Origin of the sequence: Streptococcus sp. M334 (genome assembly GCF_000187745.1) — a bacterium.
Classification (GTDB): domain Bacteria; phylum Bacillota; class Bacilli; order Lactobacillales; family Streptococcaceae; genus Streptococcus.
In genome coordinates this window covers 19,194-39,696 of sequence record NZ_GL732495.1, presented here as the reverse complement: position 1 = coordinate 39,696, position 20,503 = coordinate 19,194, and the positions used below count along the sequence as shown (strand labels likewise).

At 39.6% G+C, this 20,503-nt stretch carries 17 protein-coding genes and 1 pseudogene; 1 reads left to right on the top strand and 17 read right to left on the bottom strand.

What is annotated here, in order from left to right; all coding sequences use genetic code 11:
• Positions 1-395: pseudogene (locus HMPREF0851_RS14735) on the top strand (IS3 family transposase); the annotation flags it as partial.
• 151 nt (positions 396-546) lie between these two features.
• Here the strand turns inward: HMPREF0851_RS14735 and HMPREF0851_RS14730 are convergent.
• The 17 genes from HMPREF0851_RS14730 to HMPREF0851_RS14655 form a co-directional block, all read right to left on the bottom strand.
• Positions 547-1,638, bottom strand: a complete 1,092-nt coding sequence (locus HMPREF0851_RS14730) for an RES domain-containing protein (protein WP_000666928.1) — start codon at positions 1,636-1,638, stop codon at positions 547-549.
• Between the two features lie 3 nt (positions 1,639-1,641).
• Positions 1,642-2,583, bottom strand: coding sequence for a sce7725 family protein (locus HMPREF0851_RS14725; RefSeq protein WP_000273872.1), 942 nt, complete (start codon positions 2,581-2,583; stop codon positions 1,642-1,644).
• A 12-nt stretch (positions 2,584-2,595) separates the two neighbouring features.
• Complete coding sequence (locus tag HMPREF0851_RS14720; RefSeq protein WP_000403438.1) at positions 2,596-3,429, bottom strand: sce7726 family protein; 834 nt, start codon at positions 3,427-3,429, stop codon at positions 2,596-2,598.
• Positions 3,430-3,640: 211 nt separating this feature from the next.
• The gene (gene purH, locus HMPREF0851_RS14715; protein WP_000161895.1) at positions 3,641-5,188 is read right to left on the bottom strand and encodes a bifunctional phosphoribosylaminoimidazolecarboxamide formyltransferase/IMP cyclohydrolase; all 1,548 of its coding nucleotides are present in this window, start codon (positions 5,186-5,188) and stop codon (positions 3,641-3,643) included.
• 1 nt (position 5,189) lies between these two features.
• Positions 5,190-5,654 carry a GNAT family N-acetyltransferase gene (locus tag HMPREF0851_RS14710; protein ID WP_000571849.1) on the bottom strand — a complete coding sequence of 155 codons (465 nt, stop codon included), beginning with the start codon at positions 5,652-5,654 and terminating at the stop codon, positions 5,190-5,192.
• Between the two features lie 44 nt (positions 5,655-5,698).
• On the bottom strand, positions 5,699-6,250 hold the full coding sequence (gene purN / locus HMPREF0851_RS14705; RefSeq protein WP_000717478.1) for a phosphoribosylglycinamide formyltransferase: 552 nt from the start codon (positions 6,248-6,250) through the stop codon (positions 5,699-5,701).
• Complete coding sequence (purM, locus tag HMPREF0851_RS14700; RefSeq protein WP_000164517.1) at positions 6,247-7,266, bottom strand: phosphoribosylformylglycinamidine cyclo-ligase; 1,020 nt, start codon at positions 7,264-7,266, stop codon at positions 6,247-6,249. Before purM ends, purN begins: the two co-directional genes overlap by 4 nt.
• Before the next feature lie 38 nt (positions 7,267-7,304).
• Positions 7,305-8,747, bottom strand: coding sequence for an amidophosphoribosyltransferase (gene purF / locus HMPREF0851_RS14695; RefSeq protein ID WP_000220646.1), 1,443 nt, complete (start codon positions 8,745-8,747; stop codon positions 7,305-7,307).
• Positions 8,748-8,839: 92 nt separating this feature from the next.
• Positions 8,840-12,565 carry a phosphoribosylformylglycinamidine synthase gene (locus HMPREF0851_RS14690; protein ID WP_000361238.1) on the bottom strand — a complete coding sequence of 1,242 codons (3,726 nt, stop codon included), beginning with the start codon at positions 12,563-12,565 and terminating at the stop codon, positions 8,840-8,842.
• A 67-nt stretch (positions 12,566-12,632) separates the two neighbouring features.
• Complete coding sequence (gene purC / locus HMPREF0851_RS14685) at positions 12,633-13,340, bottom strand: phosphoribosylaminoimidazolesuccinocarboxamide synthase (RefSeq protein ID WP_000043294.1); 708 nt, start codon at positions 13,338-13,340, stop codon at positions 12,633-12,635.
• A 169-nt stretch (positions 13,341-13,509) separates the two neighbouring features.
• A complete protein-coding gene (gene comB, locus HMPREF0851_RS14680) occupies positions 13,510-14,859 on the bottom strand; it encodes a competence pheromone export protein ComB (protein ID WP_000801600.1) in 1,350 nt (449 codons plus the stop codon).
• A 12-nt stretch (positions 14,860-14,871) separates the two neighbouring features.
• Positions 14,872-17,025 (bottom strand): peptide cleavage/export ABC transporter ComA, encoded by a 2,154-nt coding sequence (gene comA / locus HMPREF0851_RS14675; protein WP_000668321.1) that lies wholly within the window; start codon positions 17,023-17,025, stop codon positions 14,872-14,874.
• Between the two features lie 228 nt (positions 17,026-17,253).
• Complete coding sequence (locus tag HMPREF0851_RS14670; protein WP_000671992.1) at positions 17,254-17,745, bottom strand: hypothetical protein; 492 nt, start codon at positions 17,743-17,745, stop codon at positions 17,254-17,256.
• Positions 17,726-18,322, bottom strand: coding sequence for an ATP-binding cassette domain-containing protein (locus HMPREF0851_RS14665; protein WP_000687785.1), 597 nt, complete (start codon positions 18,320-18,322; stop codon positions 17,726-17,728). Before HMPREF0851_RS14665 ends, HMPREF0851_RS14670 begins: the two co-directional genes overlap by 20 nt.
• The gene (locus tag HMPREF0851_RS16090) at positions 18,319-18,801 is read right to left on the bottom strand and encodes a stage II sporulation protein M (protein WP_001232095.1); all 483 of its coding nucleotides are present in this window, start codon (positions 18,799-18,801) and stop codon (positions 18,319-18,321) included. Before HMPREF0851_RS16090 ends, HMPREF0851_RS14665 begins: the two co-directional genes overlap by 4 nt.
• Complete coding sequence (locus HMPREF0851_RS14660) at positions 18,798-19,934, bottom strand: hypothetical protein (protein WP_000698832.1); 1,137 nt, start codon at positions 19,932-19,934, stop codon at positions 18,798-18,800. Before HMPREF0851_RS14660 ends, HMPREF0851_RS16090 begins: the two co-directional genes overlap by 4 nt.
• A 6-nt stretch (positions 19,935-19,940) precedes the next feature.
• Positions 19,941-20,237: an uberolysin/carnocyclin family circular bacteriocin gene (locus HMPREF0851_RS14655; protein ID WP_000837729.1), complete on the bottom strand. Its 297-nt coding sequence runs from the start codon at positions 20,235-20,237 to the stop codon at positions 19,941-19,943.
• Positions 20,238-20,503 lie beyond the last annotated feature (266 nt).

Here is a 20,503-nt window from a genome sequence, read left to right as displayed (position 1 = left end):
CGAAATTATCGCTTATAATCTTTCTTGTTCGCCTAATTTAGAACAAGTAAAAACGAATGTTGGAACAGGCATTACAGAGAAATACTATGAAATACCATTTACACAGCGACCAAGGTTGGCAATACCAACACGATTTTTATCATCGATTCCTAGAGAGTAAGGGAATTCAGCCATCTATGTCACGTAAAGGTAACAGCCCAGACAATGGCATGATGGAATCCTTCTTTGGAATTTTAAAATCCGAAATGTTTTATGGTTACGAGAAGACGTTTAAATCACTTAATCAATTGGAACAAGCCATTGTAGACTATATTGATTACTACAACAATAAACGAATTAAGGTAAAACTAAAAGGACTTAGCCCTGTGCAATACAGAACTAAATCCTTCGGATAAATTAATTGTCTAACTTTTTGGGGTCAGTACAAAGAAAAAATTCTGATTGTCAGAAAACTATCTTTGTTCGCTTTTTATATTTAAGGCTAGACTTTTGTCCCAAGCTCATTAAGTGCGGAATATCTCTAAAGTATGTAGCCATGTTTTATATCTACCAGACATAGGAAATCTGATTTATTCGTTTCATTTTTATATCAATTACATCAAAACACTCTGGTGTGAATATAGCTAAATTGAAACCTTCTAGATTCATAACACTACGGAATTCAATTCCTTGAAAGGCATATTGTTCAGGATATTCTTCTGAGACTATAGATCTGACAAAATCAGCTATATATTGAGTTGGGAGATAATCTAAAACATCATCAGACTTTCTCATTACTCTCCCCATCTCATAATCAATTTGTTTTAGATGCTTTTTATTAATTGCCAACTCAGCAATGTCATCAATAATCCCATCTTGAAAGGGACTAATTTCATTGATTTTTTTAAAATCAATAACTGTTATAGGAGACTTTAATTCAAAAGTTCCAATGCAGACATAGTCATATAAACCTGTTCTAGTTTCATGTAATGCTGTTTTTTCTGTATCACCCAAATATAACGTCACAATCCCTCTTGCATTCGCTCTTCCATCAGCAGATTTACCTTTAGGGGGTGCACCTATTTCTTTCGGCTCAAATTGTTTTCCATCTTTTGCAATTCTACATCTAAAGAATTGTTCTCCTCCTGAATAAGTCTTTTGGATAGCTTCACAATACTTTGCTAAAATACCTTTATTAATCTGGTTAGAATGAAAACGATTATTATATTTAATATCTTCAACAAAACATTCCCAACCCTTACTGAATAACGAATGCTCCTGTAAATAGATAGGATCATACATTTTATCTACTCCAACAGGTGAGTTTAACAAGTTTGGAATTTCTTCAAACAGTTCTTTACAAATTTCTGAAAGCATTTGATAAACCTTATACTCATCATTAGTAGTAAATATGTTCCAATTTGTTGCTACTTCAGTTTTTAATAGCGTCTCTTGACCAGATTGGAAATTTTCTATTTTTTCTATTGGAGAAAAAATAGAAATAAATGAACTAAAATAATCAATTAAATAATTATCTTTCTGCGTATCATAAACAAAGTCATTCGCATTATTACATAAATCACAGCTAGACTGTCTTCTAGCTATGACTACTTGAGATTTAAGAATTTCATCTGCAAAGCATTTTTGACAAAACTTCATTAACTATCTGTCTCCATTTATTTGATCAAGATATTTACCAACCAATTCAATATGATGCATCATGGTTAATTTTTTAATGGTGCCAAGCCCTGGATATGTTTTGGTATCGGACAATCGTTGAAACTCTTTGATCGCCATTGTCTGTGATATTTTACCTTCTTCAATAGCATTGATTAACTTTTCGAGAGCCTCCTCAAACTTACCCGCTTGGTTTCTCTGCTTTTCATTTGTATTGGATACAAAATGATGAATTCTTAAATCTTGTTTTTCGTTAAAATAAACGATATGAATAGCTATAGCAGTGGGGGCAAATCCTGAATCACTGTAGCTCTCGCCAACAATAGAGTAATCCGAAAACCCCTTATACCCATCCTTTAAAAAATATTTATGATCTTCTGAGAAAAATTCATCTGTTTTTTTAGCATAATCTACATTTCTTGGCGCTTTCTTAAATCTGTCACTAATTTTAACTTTGCTCCCGCTAACCTCTCTGTTTAACTTACTGTCTTCCCCAATAATATTGTAGGCTGTTAGTTCTGTATTATAATTATCTTCGTATCCATTTAAATCATCAGGATCTTTACATATTGTGATTTGCTTACTCATGTCATCATTCTGCTTGAAATTATCAGCTTTTTGATAATCTGTGCTCATCAGTGAGGCAAAGTACAAATGCTCACTCTGCTCAATCACTTTGTCTAAGCGGCTTGCTCGATTTTTTTCGTTTTTGCTGTATTCCTCATTAAAGAACCCTACTGCTGGATTCATGATGAGGGCACACGGTTGCTTCTTCGTTGCAAACGCTTCCAAAGTACTGACCAGAGTTGGGGATAATCTCACTGGTTCAATAATTGGAATAACATTGTTGCTTAACTTATTATTTTCTAATAACTCTCTGAGCGCTATTAATTCATATTGCCGACCTCTTAGGTATGGAAAATACATACTTTGCTCCTCCTATTTTTGTAAAAATTGTGCAAGTGCATCATAATCCTTTGGTTTAAAGTTCATGAAATACACCAAAAACTTGAGTTCATATGGGACCGCCGCAAACAATTCTTTATTGATTGGATTTCTTTTTTTCAGTTCAATTAAAAAATCTGAATAAAATTGTTCTAGTCGAATATCTTCAGTTAGTTGCCTACAAACATCGTAATAATCGAATTGAGAGACCTGAGGTAAAGAACCAAAATGCTTCTCAATAATACTTTCATATTCGCGTTTCCGAAGAATACTGAAAATGACATCTCTATCTAAATCATTATTGTATTCCTTGGGTTCCATCACTGTTTTAATTTTTACGTTTTTTTGTAAAATATATAAACCAATAGGTTTATTAATCTCATCAATTTTTCTTTTCGCCATTTCTATGTTCTTTTCGTATGTCAAAATGACAACATGGTTAAAAGCTTTATAATATTCATTGATTTGGTTTTCAAGTCTGTCAAAATTGTCTAATTCTGTTTTTATTTCATACACAACCGCCTTTCCGTTGATTAAAATAAAATCTGGTTTTGCTCGACCGACAGGTATCTCTGTTAAAGCTGTTGTAGTATTGACACTATGTATTCCTAATAAACGTTTATTTAAAAGAGTATTCTTATAGAAGTATTCGTTCCGATACGACCGAGATAGTTTATTATAAACATTTTGAATAGTGGACAAATTATTTTCTAATTTATAATGTTGCGAAACACGCTCAAAAACTGAATCTTTTTTATTTTGTACGAGATTTTTGATAGTATTTCTGGAAAAAAATCTATTTATTAAATAATTTTTTTTAATTTCCAAATCAATCCCCTCCTTGATTGCGCTCTGCTAACATCATTATATCAAAAATATTTACTTCTAACATAGTTTATCATAACTTTATTTATTACCTTGCTGATAAAATTATGATGTTTTCTAATTTACAAATAAATTCGCTTCTCGTAATTTTTTTATTAATCTATTATTTCATTTCAAAAAAAGGAAAGAAACTGTTTTCTTCCCTTTAACGTTCTTAATGTCTAAAATGTCTCACTCCTGTGAAGACCATAGTCAAGCCGTATTTATCCGCAGCTTCGATAGACTCTTGGTCACGGACGGACCCACCTGGCTGGATGATGGCCTTGATACCTGCTTTGGCGATTTCTTCCACGTTATCGGCAAATGGGAAGAAGGCATCCGAAGCAAGGACTGCGCCGTCCAGACGGTCTTTGGCTTGGTCAATGGCAATACGAACAGAGGCCACACGGTTAGTTTGACCTGAGCCAACACCAAGTGTCATGTGGTCGTTGGTCACGATAATTCCGTTTGATTTGACATACTTGATAGCCTTCCAAGCGAACTCAAGGGCAGTTGCCTCTGTCTCAGTTGGCTGGCGTTTGGTCACCACTTGCCAATCCGCTGGGCTTTCTTTGACCACGTCTTGGTTTTGCACCAGAAGCCCACCTACTACACCTGTATATTCTGCTTCCACTTGACTTGCTTCTTGAGCGTCAAATGGCAAGGCAAGGATACGCAAGTTTTTCTTTTTATTGGTCAAAATAGCTAGCGCCTCATCCGTATAGCTTGGTGCGATGATGATTTCAAGGAAAACGCCGTGCATCTTCTCAGCTGTCGCAGCATCCACCTCACGGTTAAGAACAACGATACCACCAAAGATAGACACTGAGTCAGACTCATAAGCGTAGTCCCAAGCAGTCTCGATGTCATCAGCCTGACCAATTCCACATGGGTTCATGTGTTTGAGAGCCACAACGGTTGGACGGTCTTTGAAGTCACGGATAATACGAATGGCAGCGTCAGCATCGCGGATATTGTTGAATGACAATTCTTTACCGTTGAGCTGTTTCGCTGAAGCAATCGAATAGTCTGTTGGCAAAGCTTTCTGATAAAAGTCTGCATCCTGTTGAGGGTTTTCACCGTAACGCATGGCTTGTTTGAGGTCATAGGTTAAAGTGAGCTTTTCAGGCTTGCTTTCACCCACTTGAGCTGTGAAATACTCTGCAATCAAGGCGTCATAAGCCGCTGTGTGACGGAAAACCTTGGCTGCCAACCGTTGGCGAGTTTCGTAACTTGTTTCGCCGTTTGCTGCCAATTCGTTAAGCACCACATCATAGTCAGCAGGATCCACCACAACTGTTACGCTAGCGTGGTTCTTCGCTGCTGAACGAAGCATAGATGGACCACCAATATCGATATTCTCCACAGCATCAGCGTAAGTCACGTCTTGTTTGAGAATGGTTTCCTTAAATGGGTAAAGGTTGACCACAACAAGGTCAATGAGCTCGATTTGATTGTCTTTGGCCGCTTCCAAGTGGCTATCCAAGTCACGACGAGCGAGGAGCCCACCGTGGATATTTGGGTGTAGGGTCTTGACACGACCGTCCATCATCTCTGGAAAACCAGTCACATCGTCGATGGCAATGGTCTTCACCCCAGCATTGTCAAGGGCAACCTTGGTTCCACCTGTCGAGATAATCTCCCAACCAAGTTTTTTGAGTTCTTGGGCAAATTCAACAATGTCCGCTTTATCTGAGACGCTGATTAAGGCTTTTTTCGTCATTCTATTCCTCTTTCTTTAGTTCTAAGCGCATAGCGACTTCGTTATTTTCTTCTATAAATCCTGTTCCCTGAAAACCCAGACTAGTCAGCAGGTGCTTCATTTTTTCATTTCCAACCACATAATCTGCAACAATATGAGTGCAAGCGCTATCCATCCGAGCCTCTTTGATTAGGACTTCCAAGGCTTTTCGACCATAACCTCTTCCTTGGTACTGCTGACCAATCATTATCCGCCAGATAAAGTATTCCGCTTCATCCTCGTCTATTTCCAGCAGGAGAAAGCCAACCACCTGCTTATCCCAATAGATTGCCCTCGGAAATACATCCCCATTCTCTCGGTAGAGCCATGCGTCAGCTAAAGAGCGTACATTTGGAGCCACGAAACATGCTCGTTCATCAGCTTCAGATATTTTCAAATCCAGCACTGCCTGAAAACTGCTCTCATCTACTAATTTCATCTCAATCATTTTTTCTCCTAGCAAGATTGCGCAATCAAAACTTGACTTACTTCTTACCTTCTCCCTACTCCCAAACTATCCAGCACCTCTGGATACAACTTATACTCTGCCTCATGGATGCGTTCTTCAAAGCTGGCTATGGTATCATCAGCTAACCGTGGCACACGGACTTGTTGGATAATCTTACCAGTGTCCACACCAGAATCTACCCAGTGAATGGTCACACCAGACTGATCCACATCAGCATTCCAAGCATCCTCAATCCCATGAGCTCCTGGAAATTCTGGCAAGTAGGCTGGATGAATGTTGATAATTCTGCCTTCATAAGCTGCCAGTAAAGTAGGTCCAACAATTTTCATGTAGCCTGCTAGACAAACCAAGTCAATCTGGTGTTCTTCCAAGAGTTCGACAAGTGCTGCTTCGTAGTCTGCCTTGTTCTCAAACTCCTTGAGTTCAAAAGCATAGGACAGAACACCGAGCTTGTCTGCACGCTCGAGCACATAGGCATCACGATGATCTGAAAAGACAAACTCCACCGGAAATTCTTCGGCAATCACCTGAAAATTTGAGCCATTACCTGAGGCAAAAACCGCTATTTTTTTCATTTGATGATGACACTTTCGTTTTCTTTCTTGATGATACGACCAATTTCATAGACTGGTTCATCCAACAATTCCTTAATACGATTTACATTTTCAGGGCTGACTGCCAACATGAGCCCCACACCCATATTAAAGATTTCAAACATTTCTTCGTGTTTGATCTGACCGTATTTTTCAAGGGCTTTGAAAATTGGAAGCACTGGAACTTTGCTTTCCTCAATCTCAGCGGCCAAGTCAGTTGCAAACATACGAGGGACATTCTCGATAAATCCACCACCTGTGATGTGGGCAATGCCGTTTACCAAGCCTTCCTTGATGAGTGGCAAAACAGCCTTGACATAGATACGAGTCGGCTCAAGAAGAACTTCCTTGAGTTGCTTTCCTTCCAATTCTGGAAGGACTTCCTCACCTGTATAGTCAGCAAAGACACGACGGACGAGAGAGTAACCATTGGAGTGAATCCCACTTGAAGCAAGTCCGAGAAGAACATCTCCCTCTGCCACTTTTGAACCGTCAATGACTTGAGATTTTTCAGCCACACCGACTGCAAAACCAGCCAAGTCATAGTCATTTTCGCCATACATGCCAGGCATTTCAGCTGTTTCACCACCGATGAGAGCTGCACCAGCTTGCACACAACCTTCAGCCACACCAGCAACCACTTGTTCTAGCTTATCTGGTTCATTCTTCCCTGTCGCCACATAGTCAAGGAAATAGAGGGGCTCCGCACCTGCAGCAATGATATCATTGACACACATGGCCACACAGTCCTGACCGATGGTATCGTGCTTGTCGTACTTGATAGCCAACATGAGCTTGGTTCCGACACCGTCAGTTCCTGAAATCAAGACGGGCTCTTTAACCCCAGTCTTTGAAAGGTCAAACATACCACCAAAGCCACCCAGAGCTCCCATGACACCTGCACGCTCCGTACGAGCCACGTGCTTTTTAATCCGTTCCACAACTTCATAACCCGCTTCAACATCCACGCCCGACTGGGCATAAGCATTTTTTGTCATTTATTTATTCCTTTTCTTTTATGGAGAATCTCAGTAACTCACTTGTAAAAACTGGTCTTTTCTTCCAAACTTCTACGATAGTCTTCTTCGTAATCATAGAGAGGCGTTGGGTAGTCACCGTCAAAGTAAGCGACACAGAGACCGCCATTTGGCGCATCTGTTTCAATACCAATTGAATCAATCAAGCCCTCAACAGAAAGATAAGTCAGACTGTCCGCACCAATGATTTGACGCGTTTCTTCAACCGTATGATTGGCCGCAATTAGCTCCTGACGGGTCTGGATATCAATCCCGTAGAAGCATGGATAAGCTAGCGCTGGACTACCAATGGCAACGTGAACCTCAGTCGCACCCGCTTCTTTCAAGAGCTGAACGATACGACGCGAGGTTGTCCCACGAACGATAGAGTCATCAATCATAACCACACGCTTGCCTTTTACAACACCTGAAACAGCAGAGAGTTTCATCCGCACCCCTTGCTCCCGCAATTCTTGAGTCGGTTGGATAAAGGTACGTTGGGTGTATTGGTTCTTGATGAGTCCCATTTCATTTGGTAGCCCGGATTCTTCCGCAAATCCCATAGCCGCGCTGAGGGAAGAATTGGGCACACCGACCACAATATCTGCCTCATGCTTGAATTCACGCGCTAGTTGAGCCCCCATTCTCTTACGTGCCGTATGAACATTGACACCGTGGATATTAGAATCAGGCCGAGCAAAGTAGATATACTCCATAGAACAGATTGCTAACTGAGTATCGTCTGTATAGCTATCATACTGGATTCCCTTGTCATCAATGATGACAATCTCACCTGGCTTCAAATCGCGAATCCATTCTGCACCAATAACCTCAAAAGCACAAGTTTCAGAGGAAACAACCACCGCTCCGTTGGCCATTTTCCCGATAGAAAGCGGACGAAAACCATTGGGATCAAGAGCCGCAATCAACTTATCCTCAAACAGCAGGATATAAGCAAAGCCACCTTTGACAAGGCTGAGCGCTTCCTTGATTTTGCCCATCAAGTTCGGATTATGACTGCGACGAATAAGATGAGCCAAGATTTCAGAGTCCGAAGTCGCACTGAAAATGGCTCCTCTTTCTTCTAACTCCTTCTTGAGAGAGGCTGCATTGGTCAGATTCCCATTATGAGCCAAGCCAAACTGCATATCGTGAAAACGGAAGAGGAAAGGCTGGATATTATCTACAGAAGCTTCGCCAGCAGTCGCGTAACGCACATGCCCAATCGCACCAGTTCCTGTCAATTTATCTAAGTTAGCCGGATTTCTGAAGACTTCTGATAGAAGACCCATATCGCGATGGCGCTTCAGTTGTCCTTGATCATTGGAGAGAATGCCTGCCCCCTCCTGACCACGGTGCTGAAGACTGTGGAGACCAAAATAGGTCAATTTAGCAGCATCTGGATGTCCCCATATCCCGAAAACACCACATTCTTCATTAAGAGATTTTACTTCGTATGTCATTTTTTATACCTAATTTTCATTTGCAATCATCAAGAGATAAATCTACATGACTTTTACATTCCTGATACTATCTATTAGAAAATCTGCAAGTCTTATTTTCCAGTGAAGTATTTAACCGCTGACGCGAACAAGTACTGGTCTTTATTTCCTGGGATATTTTGGAAAAGACCTTCCTCATAACGTTCTGAGTGGCCCATCTTACCGATGATTTGGCCATTCTTGCTGGTAATTCCTTCAATGGCATTTACAGAACCATTCGGATTGTACTTAGAATCCATACTTGGTTTGCCGTTAAAGTCAACATATTGGCTGAAAATTTGTCCATTGTCACGGAGCTCTGCAAATTCCTCAGCTGTCACGACAAACTTCCCTTCACCGTGCGAAACAGGAATAGCGTGGATATCGCCTACTTGCACACCAGCAAGCCATGGTGAGTTAGTATTGGCAATGCGAGTTTCCACCATCTTAGCCACGTGTTGGTTGGCATCATTGTAGAAGAGGGTTGGGCTAGTACTAGTGGCTTCTTCAAAGTTCCCGTATGGAAGAAGACCTGATTTGACCAAGGCCTGGAATCCATTACAGATACCGATAATCAAGCCACCACGAGCGATAAAACTATCAATAGCTGCACGCACTTTTTCATTGAGCAGGATATTGACAATAAACTTAGCTGAACCATCTGGCTCGTCCGCAGCCGAGAAACCACCTGCAAAGAAGAGAATGTTAGCCTTACCGATGTTGTCAACCATAGTTTCGACTGACTTGACAATGGCTTCTTCATTGAGTGTCACGAATGGCACCAAGTTAACCTCTGCACCTTCTTTTTCAAAGGCCTTAGCTGAATCATATTCTGAGTTGGTTCCTGGAAAGACTGGGATGTAAACCACAGGTTTTTCAACCTTTTCTTTGACTTTAATCACAACATCTGATGCCACAGCTGGTACTTCAGCCAGTTCTTTGGCTTGGGCAAACTCTGTTGGGTAAACTTCTTCCAGTTTTCCTTGGAAGGCACTGTCAAGTTTCTGTCCATCTAGCTTCACACCGTTGACAAGGAGTGTAAAGTCTGCACTTGTTTGTCCAATCTTCTCTACTCCAGCGATTTCTTCAGGAGATGTGAAGACAAATCCGCCCAATTGTGCTGTCAAAGCTGTTTCAAGTTCAGGCAAGATCACCTCTGCACCGATATGATTTCCAAAAGTAGCAAGTGCCAAACTTTCAAGCACACCACCGTATTTAACAGCTGATGCAGATGTTACTTTGTGAGCCTTTTGAAGGGCTTCAAACTGAGCAAAGTTTTTCTTAATTAAGTCAAAATCAATCTCTACTGAGAGGGCTTGGCCTGGAATATAATAGATGTTTTCCCCAGCAGTTTTGAACTCAGGAGAAAGCACCTTACGGCTATCTGCCGTCGTCACCCCAAAGGCAACCAAGGTTGGTGGTACTGTCAATTCTTCAAAGGTACCAGACATAGAGTCCTTACCACCGATAGATGGCAAGCCAAGCTGAATTTGCGCTTCGATAGAGCCTAGGAGAGCTGCTACTGGCTGACCAAAACGCTCTGCTTGTTTGTCCATCCGCTCGAAATACTCTTGGTAAGAGAAACGAGCCTTAGACCAGTTTGCACCAGCAGCCACCAAACGAGCAGTTGCTTCGATAACCGCATAAGCAGCACCGTGGTATGGAGACCATTCAGCTACATATGGGTTGAAACCTTGAGCCATGACTGAGGCAGTATGAGTCACACCGTGTTGTACAGGCAATTTCTGCACAGAAGCCTCAGTCGGTGTGAGTTGGTAGCGACCACCAAGCGGATGGTTGACTGTAGAACGACCGACTGAGCAATCAAAGATAGTCTGCAAGCCTTTTTGACTCGCATGGTTGAGGTCAGATAGAACCGCAAGGGTATCAACTTCAAGTGTGTCAGCAGATGTTTGACGTTCTTCTGGAAGCTTGACATCCTTGTCCACAACCTTAGCATCGACGACTACACGCACACCATTGGTGTCAAGGAAACGACGCTCCAAGTCCACGATTGTCTCACCATTCCAGTGCATGACTAAATTTGGTTTTTCAGTCACTGTCGCAACCACAACAGCATCAATATTTTCTTTGTTACATTCTATAACGAAGGCATCTACGTCTTCTGGACGAACCACGACCGCCATCCGTTCTTGTGATTCAGATATAGCAATTTCGGTACCATTCAAACCTTGGTATTTAAGAGGTACTTTGTTGAGGTCGATTTCAAGACCATCTGCCAATTCACCGATGGCTACACAGACACCACCAGCACCAAAGTCATTAGACTTCTTGATAAGACGAGTGACATCGCCATTACGGAACAGACGTTGAATCTTACGTTCTTCGATGGCATTCCCTTTTTGAACCTCAGCACCAGCAGTCTCTACAGACTCAACCGTTTGAACCTTAGAAGAGCCTGTCGCACCACCGACACCGTCACGGCCTGTTTTGCCGCCGAGCAAGATAATGACATCACCCGCTTCTGGTTTTTCACGAACTACATTTTCCTTAGGAGCCGCACCGACAACGGCACCTAGCTCCATGCGTTTGGCTACAAAACCTGGGTGGAAGTACTCACGAACGTAAGTCGTCGCAAGTCCAATCTGGTTACCATATGAAGAATAACCATGAGCAGCTGTTTTAGAAATAACCTGTTGTGGCAATTTCCCAGCACGCGTTTCCGAAATCGATGCTGTAATATCACCAGCACCCGAGATACGCATTGCCTGATAAACGTAAGAACGACCTGACAATGGGTCACGAATGGCACCACCGATACAAGTAGCAGCCCCACCAAATGGTTCGATTTCTGTTGGGTGGTTGTGGGTTTCGTTCTTGAACATGAGGAGCCATGGCTCTTTCACACCATTAACGTCCACTTCGATTTCGACCGAACAAGCATTGATTTCGTCTGACACTTCCATATCATCCAAACGTCCATTGGCACGCTCATAACGACCGAAAATAGTGGCCATATCCATCAAGGTTTGAGGTTTATCCGAACGCCCCAACTCCTCACGCATAGCAACATACTTGTCATAAGTTGCTTGTAATTGTTTTTGGAATTTAGAAGCTGAAAAGTCGATGTGTTTAAGCTCTGTCTCAAAAGTCGTGTGACGACAGTGGTCAGACCAGTAAGTATCCAAAACCTTGAGTTCAGTCTCAGTTGGCACGCGCCCGATTGACTTAAAGTAGTCTTGGATAAAGAGCAAGTCATCCACTTCCATTGCCATCCCTTGCTCTGCCTTGTAGCGGGCAAAGTCTTCTGCTATATAGCTTTCAAAGAAAGTCAATTTAGGAATGGTCTTGTCCGACTCTGAAAATTCTTGCTTGGCGATCCCTGTCGTGATGTCCTTGAAACGAGAATCAACTGGATTGAGCAAGTAGTTCTTGACCGCTTCCAACTCAGTCTCATCAATATCTTTATTGACCAAGTACAGTTGGGCTGTATTGACTGTCACGTCACTCGAACTTCCTAGTAAAAGCAAGGCTTCCTGTGAAGATGCTGCACGCTGGTCAAACTGCCCTGGCAGGCTTTCAATGGCAAAGAAAGCATAGTTAGCCAGATCCGCCTGCACAGCAGCTTCATCCAAGACATGGTCTGTCACCTGCTCAGAGAAGATGTGCTTCTCTGCAGGTGCAAACAGGTCCTCTGCCAAATCAAAGACATCATAGACTTGCACAATACGAATACTTTTCAAGCTTGACAGCCCCAAGTTGTGCTGGACCTCTCTAACCAAACTCTCTGACTTGACCTGAAAATCAGCCTTTTTCTCAACAAAAATACGTTTATCCATCAATCCTTATTCCTTTATTTCAGCTCTTGCAATGTTTCCAAATGACCTTGAGAGTCTTGCAAACAGATTATTTCAAACCCTGCAACTTTTCCCAAACAATTTCGTAAACGTCAGTTAATTCACCTAATCCCCTACGGAAAACATCCTTATCCATGTGGTTGCCATCCGCATCCCACAAACGGCAGTTATCTGGTGAAAATTCGTCTGCCAAGATAATCTTGCCATCCTTATCAAAACCGAACTCTAGTTTAAAGTCAATCAACTTAAGCCCAATCTCAGCAAACCAGGCTTTCAAGAGTTCATTGATTCGACGAGTTTCTTCTTTCAAGTAGGAAATCTGCTGATCATCCGCAATCTTTAGGAATTTCACATGCTCGTCATTGATAAATGGATCATCCAAATCATCATTTTTATAGTAAAATTCGACAATCGGAGTCTCAAATGCGATACCTTCATCTACGCCAAAACGTTTTGAAAAGGAACCAGCAGTATAGTTTCGGAGCACGACTTCCAAAGGAATAATCTTAACCTTTTTATTGAGTTGTTCCGTGTCTGAAAGCTTCTCCACAAAGTGAGTCGCCACACCAGCCGCATTTAATTTCTCAAAAATAAAAGATGAAATCTGATTATTCAACACTCCCTTGCCCGCAATCTGCTCCTTCTTAACACCATTGAAAGCAGTCGCCTGGTCCTTGTAAGTTGAAATAATAAGATTTTCATCCTCAGTTGTATAGATATCTTTAGCTTTTCCCGAATAGATTAATTGTTTTGACATTTTAAAGTTCGCCTTTCGTATTACTTGAGCACATTCTACCATAAAAAACCAAAAAATACAAGGATTTAAACGAATAAGTAGCAGATGAACTTCAAAAATTGTAAAGAAAAAACTGCAAGAAGAATCTTTCTCACAGTTTAAAAATCATTTAACTCTAAAAATACGAACATTACTCTTTGTTCAAAAATTGATCCAAATAATAACGAAGATAACTTTTCTTGCCCGTAATCATTTGCAGGCGACCTTCCACCCCATACCGAAGTTTTTCAGCCTGCTCCGAAGTTAGATTAGTCTCCGCCTCAATTTTAAAGAAATTCCCTTTCTCAGTCTTAGTAGCTGTCGCATCTATGCTGGTAATAGTAGAATCTAGGAAAAGTTGATTCTTGGAATCATGAGTCGTCGTATAGCGAACAGAATCACCGACCTTGATTCTTGCTATATCTTTTGAACTTAGATAAGCTGTAAGTTTGGCTTTCCCTTCTTTTTCCAAGGATGGATAGAGTTGGGCTAGTAGGGTACCTTCTGCTACCATGGTAGAATCACTGGTCTCAGGATTAAGATGAAGCACCCCATCCTCACTCGCCGTAATTTTCCCCTTGTCTAGAAGATTTCCCTGAACCTTCTTGCCTGATGCCACCTCCAAGATTTTCTGGTCTAAAAGAGTCAATTCCTGACCAACCTTAGCCAAGTGTTGGGACTTAAGGGACTCCAATTGACTGCTTAAGCCTGACGCATAGGATTGCTGGGTACCTGAACCTGCATACTGGATACGGTAAGTAGCAAGACTGGATTCTAACTGAGAAAGCTGCGCTTCAACTTGCGCAACTGCTTGTGCCTTAGCTTGCGGATTTTCCTCGCCCTGAGACTTGTAGGACTGGTAGAGAGAGTAGGCTAGATTCTGATTGGCCAAGGAAGCGCCTGTTTCAATAGCTGACTTAGCTGTCTGGTAATCGCGAATTTTAGCCTCTGTTTGGCTGATGAGGTTGCCGATTTCGGCTTGGGTTTGGCTAGCTGCTGCATTCTGAGATGCGATGGTCTCATTTTGTTGCGATGTACTAGCCTTAAGACTGCCCGCTTGGCTGAGGTAGTCGCGAAAGGTGGCTTGGTAGCCAAATTTATCCTCCTCTGGAAAGTGGTTCTCCCCTTCTTGCAGGCTCTTTTGCAAATACTCCAATTGCTTTTTTTGATCCTTGAGCATGTCCAACTGACTAGCATAAGCCTCTGCTTGAACACCCTCTGCCCCTTCCTGATATTGAACCAACAGTTCTCCCTTCTTAACCAGCTTATTTTCTTCCAAATGATTGACAAGAATACGATTGTTGCTAGTAGACTGGATACTTGCAAGAATACGACTAGGTTCGACAGTCGCTCTAGTGGACAAACTCATCTCCTTCTCTGCAACAGTTGCAAATCCAAGCAAAAACACGAGCAGAAGAGACATGGGTACAATCACCCGACTGGAAAAATTATGGTAACGACGATTATAAAACTCCGCACTTTCTAAAAATTCTGGTTTCATCCTCTCCTCTTTCTAGCTATTCACCAAATGGGCGTAAAAGCCACCCTGTGCAAGCAAATCAGCATGCTTTCCTTCTTCGACAATCTTGCCCTGATCCAAGACAACAACCTTCTCTGTCCGCTCAGCAATGGTCAAACGGTGGGCGATGAAAATCAAGGTCTTGTCTAAAGCCATAAGATTATCGACAATTCGCTTCTCTGTCAGAATATCCAAACTGCTGGTCGCCTCATCCAAAATCAAGACCGGCGCATCTGTCAAGAGAGCACGCGCCAGAGCGATTCTCTGACGTTGACCACCTGAGATTCCTACCCCATCCGAAGTCAATTCTGTCTGGTAATTCAGGGGCATGCGCTCAATGTCCTCCCGAATCTCTGCCAATTCGACCGCCCGTAAGATATCCTCTTGAGTCGTCCCTTCCTTTGCTCCCAAAAGAAGATTCTCCAAAATCGTTCCGTTAAAGACATAGGGTTGTTGAGGCAGATAGTTGATGTACTGGCGTAAGGATTTTTTGTCAATCTGATTAAGATTGACACCACCCAGACTAATCTCCCCTTGACTTGGGTCGTAAAAATTAACCATCATCTTGGCCAAGGTCGTCTTACCTGACCCTGAAATCCCCACAAAAGCCACCTTAGAGCCTTGGGGAATGGTCAAATTGATAGACGACAAGACATCTCGACCATAGCCATACTTGTAGGAAACCTGCTTGAAGGTCATATCTCCCTTCATCAAGCTCAAATCCTCAACTGTTTTCTTCTCCTCAAACTCAGAAGCTACCAGATAAACCTCATTCAGACGGTTATTGGCAACCTGCGCTGTCTGAAGCTTGGTTTGCAGATTGATGATATTTTCCAAAGGATTGGTAAAGTAAACCAGCAAGGTATTATAGGTAATCAACTGCCCCAAACTCATCTTGCCATCCATAACCAGAACAGCCCCCATCCAGAGAATTCCGACATTGAGCAAGAGATGGGCAACTTTTTTCAGAGCCTTTTGCTGACTCTCTGCCCGACTATAGGTAAAGGATTTTTTCAGATAATCCACAAATTCCTTGTCAATCTTTTGATAGCGTGAACTTTCACTAGTCAAGGACTTGATAGTCTCAATACCGTTGATGTCCTCAATGATAGAAGAAGACAGAACCGCATTGGCTTCCATGGTATCCCGATTCATCTTTTCAAACGGCTTCATAAAGGCAAAGATAATCACTGTGTAGATAGGAAGTGCCAATAAGGTCATGAAAAAGAGATTGGTATTTTGTGAAAATAAAACAAGAGAAATAATGACAACCGTTGACACATCTAGGAAAATCGAAAGAATAGTCGAAGCCAGCGCATCAATAATACTGTTAGCATCTGTAAAACGAGACACGATTTCCCCTGTCCTGCGTGTCGCAAAGAAGGACATAGGCAGGTGAAAAACATGCTTGATATAGGACAAAATTACGTCAATCGACAAGCGTTGCCCCAAAACAAGTAAGAGATACTCCTGGGCATAAGACAAGATTTGCTGGAGAATATAAACGATAACCAGCCCAATAGAAATAATCCCCAGTGTCGAACGCATCTGATCTGGCACATAAGTATCAATGATAGACTGCAGATAATAAGAACCCACAATGTTAATCAAGGTTACCAAGAGGGTTGCCAAAACGATATTGGCAATCAAGCCACGCTGCTTCACTAATATAGGGATAAAAGAGAGCAGACCATTCTTTTGATCCTTATGAGGCTTGTAGTCTGGACTAGGTGCCATAAAAAGAGTCACTCCTGTCCATTCTTCCGCAAAACGCTCACGTGACAGTTTGGTCAATTTCACCCCAGGATCTGGATCGGCAATATGAATGCTATCCTTATCCTGACCAGTCACCACATAGTAGTGGAGCAATTTTCCTTCCTTAAGCACATGGGCAACAAAAGGAAAAGTCAAATCTGGCAAGTCAAAGAGCGTCATATCCGCCTTAATTGCTCGCGTCTCAAAACCAATTTCCTCTGCCACCTTGACCAAGCCCAAAGCCGTCGTCCCATCCATGGTCGTCTTGGCCAATTCTCGCAAGTGAGCCAAAGAATAATAACTACCATAGTATCCAAAAACCATGGCTAATGAAGCTACACCGCAGTCCATCTGATCCACCTGCGGACGATAGTGACGTTTCCCAAATTTCATATTCATCTCCTTTTTCCTAAACTCATCTGATAACAACTATCTTACCCCAATCCCCAAATAAAAACTGGACTTCCTTCCCAAATGCGCCTATCTACCTCCCAAATGCACTTTTGGGATAAAAAAATAGGCAGAACAAACGTCCTACCTAGAAAATATAAGAATTCCAAGTTAATAAAACCGAAATGATTTCGTGTCATTATTAAGTAAAGAAAAGAAATTTTAGTATTTCTAAAAACTATTTATAATAGACACTATAGCATTAAATAAAAATGGTACAGAAAATACTACTGTCAATCTTAAATTTTTAAATCTCGCATAATTTGTTATCCCAATTAGTAATACTGTCAATATGCTGAAATAAGCAAACTTTATATCCGATGGATTAAATAAGTAACAAAGTAAAATGCTAAAACTTAAGGTTATATTTTTAGATAAAAGAACATCTCCAAAGTTCCTCTTATCCTTATCAAAAAATAATGTAATCAGAAAGAGAGAAAATCCATATTCAATAAGAGTTGCTATAAATGTGAAAACAACAGAAATCACTGTCAATATTGTTTCTATTTTAATTGTAAAAAGATTAGATAGTTCAGATAATTTATCAATTTGTTCATTTAAAATTCCCGACTTCATCAGTAAATCAATAAACAGATATAAAAGAAAAAGATAAATAATCAGATTCATTAACTTGTATAAACTATTATTTGTTTGAAATTTCATAAACCCGTCCTTCCTCTATTAAAATCCTTTGAGATTTGCTAATCAATTCTTGATGCAATAAATTATGAGATACATATATAATAGTAGAGCTTTCTTTCATGGAAATTAAGCGTTTAGCAATCATATCAATACTTCTTGCATCCACTGTTGATAAGGTCTCATCAATAAAAATATAATCCCAATTTTTAGCAAAAATTAAGGATAAGCCTAATTTGAATTTTGTTCCAGTAGAGGCTGTCATATAGTTATCTCCGATTTTATTATCAAAAAAAGTATTAATTTGTTCTTTATCCTCAAATGATAGATGAATTTGAAAAGAATCACACAATAACTGCAAATTTTCTTCTATAGTGAATGGAATAACCCCAAGCTGATTGGTATCAAGGTATAGTACATCTTTGGAGACACAATTCTTTAAACCACTATCAAAAGTCTCTAGCCCAGCTAAAAGTTGTAGAAGGGTGCTCTTTCCTGAACCATTCTCTCCTTCAACTCTGTAAATTCCCTTATCAATCTCGAGTGATATATTTTTCAGTATACATTTATCATAACTTTTGGATTCATTTTCAATTTTCATAATTTAATTCCCTCTATCAACGCTGCTAAAATTAATAAAAGATAAGAAATGATATACCATTTTAAATTACTTTTTATATAAATAAGTATATTTTTAATTCCCCTATCCTTCAATAATCGGTATAAAAGATACTGACTCATACCTTGATACCAAATAAAATTCGGTATTTCAATAAGACCATGAGGTAATATTCCTTTTATTGTAGCTACTATTCCAATCATCTGACCAGATATACCCAATTGTATTCCTAAAGATAGCAAATCAAAAAGTTGCAATAAGGGCGAAATCGGAAAACAGAATAGATATAGCAAAAAATTTGTAGAATTTGCCTGTAAAACTGTCAATGTAAATTGTAATTCCAGTTTCGGAGGTATAGTAGCAAAAGTCTCACTTTTTAATATAAAGCTTAAAAGTAAACCTAGTGAAAAACAGACTATACAAAATAACACATAGTAAATCAGAAAACCACTTTTTCTCATCTAATGCCCCCTACTAAAGTTAAAAATATTATCAGAAAACAATATAAAACCAGAAAACTCCATCTCAATAAACTAACTGTACCTTTAATTAAAAATAGAGCTTTCTTATAATAGACATAGGCTATAAAATAATTGAATGGAATCAATAACAAATTCAACAAAATACTTTTTATATCAGTACTATAACTTGTCACCGGAATCAAACATAACAACAATGAAAATTGTAAGAAAGAGATTAAATGCGTCAACATCATTAGTTGTACATTCTTAAAAAAGAAATTCATTTTAGAATGATTGAGAGCAGATAATTGAAGTAAAGCTAGATCTACCCCAATTGAGGATTTATGATTCCCTATTATTGCCTCCATTAATGTGATATATATTGAGGTATAAAGAAATAATATTGGTATTTTTGTGCCATCAATTGATAACATCGTCATCATATACCAAAATAGATAGGAAAGGAGAATACTAATCAAAATAAAAGAAAAAGTTAACCCTTTATTTAACCAACAAAAACGAAGCAATATAAATAGACTGCTACGAAATCTTTTTTGACTCATTCGACTGCTTTTAAAATAGAAATTACTCGCATGATTATCTAATATCCCCATGACTAAAATAAAATAATTGAGTAGTATGGCATAAATTACAACTTGTCCTTGTTCTATAGACAATAGTCCTATAGAGAAAAATAAGAACAATTTACTTATAATTGAAAACAAACTAGGTAGAATTAAAGAAATAATTTGAATAACTATCAAACAAAGAGTAATGGATAAATAAAAATATCCAATAATGTCTAGAAAATACAAAACAAATAAATAAATGAATGATTGTAAAATTTGGAAAGAATAATATTTCTTGACAATGGCAAGAAGATAGAGAAAAATGTAGTTTTTCCTTATATAGAAAGTATTTATTTTTTTACTTTGAATAGGCAGTTTCATATTATAACGATTCAAAGTAGCGTAATCTACTACCAAAAAAAGTAAAAATAATTTCCCTTGAAAAGGAAGATAGCTTTTAAAATAGATTGACAAACTTATGATAACAACAAACAAAAGGGTTATCCCAATAAAATTAAGATAACCTAAAATACTTTCACATTCTTTTTTAGAAAGTATTTTCATCTAGTTCTACCATAGAGCTGCTTTAGCAGCACTTTTCTTTTTCAACATATAAAGAACTGTTGCTGCAATACCCGAACCAATAGAACCTACTCCTGTGATTGCACCTACAATTGAAATTACTGCTGTAACTGTACTATAAGCACTAATCAAATTGACTACAGTAGCAGCAGATCCTGTCGAAATTCCTAATGTCCCAGCCAACATAGGAAAAGAAACAACACCTAAGCTTAACCAACTAATGACTGCTAACATTACTGAAACAATGAGAAATTTATTATGAAATTCCATTCTTTTAGATTTCATTTTAGTGTACTCCTTTTGTATATTATTTATGTTTTATTGAGAGTTAATTCGCATATGTTGTATTCCTAACTCTCTTCAAATGTTCGTCTATATTTTATACTACTTTTATTAACATATCTATAATAAATAAATTACTACTACATTTTCCTAGATTATCAAATTACTTTTATATCACTAAGACTCAATAAAAGATAATGTCTATTTAACTTTTATACGATTACTACCTCCTTTTTAGTTCACACTTCCTACATCATAAATAAACATAC

What these genes read in the sequence shown, in the direction of transcription:
- HMPREF0851_RS14730 (WP_000666928.1), bottom strand. Translation starts at nt 1,638, where the DNA reads ATGAAGTTTTGTCAAAAATGCTTTGCAGATGAAATTCTTAAATCTCAA.
- HMPREF0851_RS14725 (WP_000273872.1), bottom strand. Translation starts at nt 2,583, where the DNA reads ATGTATTTTCCATACCTAAGAGGTCGGCAATATGAATTAATAGCGCTC.
- purH (WP_000161895.1), bottom strand. Translation starts at nt 5,188, where the DNA reads ATGACGAAAAAAGCCTTAATCAGCGTCTCAGATAAAGCGGACATTGTT.
- HMPREF0851_RS14710 (WP_000571849.1), bottom strand. Translation starts at nt 5,654, where the DNA reads ATGATTGAGATGAAATTAGTAGATGAGAGCAGTTTTCAGGCAGTGCTG.
- purN (WP_000717478.1), bottom strand. Translation starts at nt 6,250, where the DNA reads ATGAAAAAAATAGCGGTTTTTGCCTCAGGTAATGGCTCAAATTTTCAG.
- purM (WP_000164517.1), bottom strand. Translation starts at nt 7,266, where the DNA reads ATGACAAAAAATGCTTATGCCCAGTCGGGCGTGGATGTTGAAGCGGGT.
- purF (WP_000220646.1), bottom strand. Translation starts at nt 8,747, where the DNA reads ATGACATACGAAGTAAAATCTCTTAATGAAGAATGTGGTGTTTTCGGG.
- HMPREF0851_RS14690 (WP_000361238.1), bottom strand. Translation starts at nt 12,565, where the DNA reads ATGGATAAACGTATTTTTGTTGAGAAAAAGGCTGATTTTCAGGTCAAG.
- purC (WP_000043294.1), bottom strand. Translation starts at nt 13,340, where the DNA reads ATGTCAAAACAATTAATCTATTCGGGAAAAGCTAAAGATATCTATACA.
- comB (WP_000801600.1), bottom strand. Translation starts at nt 14,859, where the DNA reads ATGAAACCAGAATTTTTAGAAAGTGCGGAGTTTTATAATCGTCGTTAC.
- comA (WP_000668321.1), bottom strand. Translation starts at nt 17,025, where the DNA reads ATGAAATTTGGGAAACGTCACTATCGTCCGCAGGTGGATCAGATGGAC.
- HMPREF0851_RS14670 (WP_000671992.1), bottom strand. Translation starts at nt 17,745, where the DNA reads ATGAAATTTCAAACAAATAATAGTTTATACAAGTTAATGAATCTGATT.
- HMPREF0851_RS14665 (WP_000687785.1), bottom strand. Translation starts at nt 18,322, where the DNA reads ATGAAAATTGAAAATGAATCCAAAAGTTATGATAAATGTATACTGAAA.
- HMPREF0851_RS16090 (WP_001232095.1), bottom strand. Translation starts at nt 18,801, where the DNA reads ATGAGAAAAAGTGGTTTTCTGATTTACTATGTGTTATTTTGTATAGTC.
- HMPREF0851_RS14660 (WP_000698832.1), bottom strand. Translation starts at nt 19,934, where the DNA reads ATGAAAATACTTTCTAAAAAAGAATGTGAAAGTATTTTAGGTTATCTT.
- HMPREF0851_RS14655 (WP_000837729.1), bottom strand. Translation starts at nt 20,237, where the DNA reads ATGAAATCTAAAAGAATGGAATTTCATAATAAATTTCTCATTGTTTCA.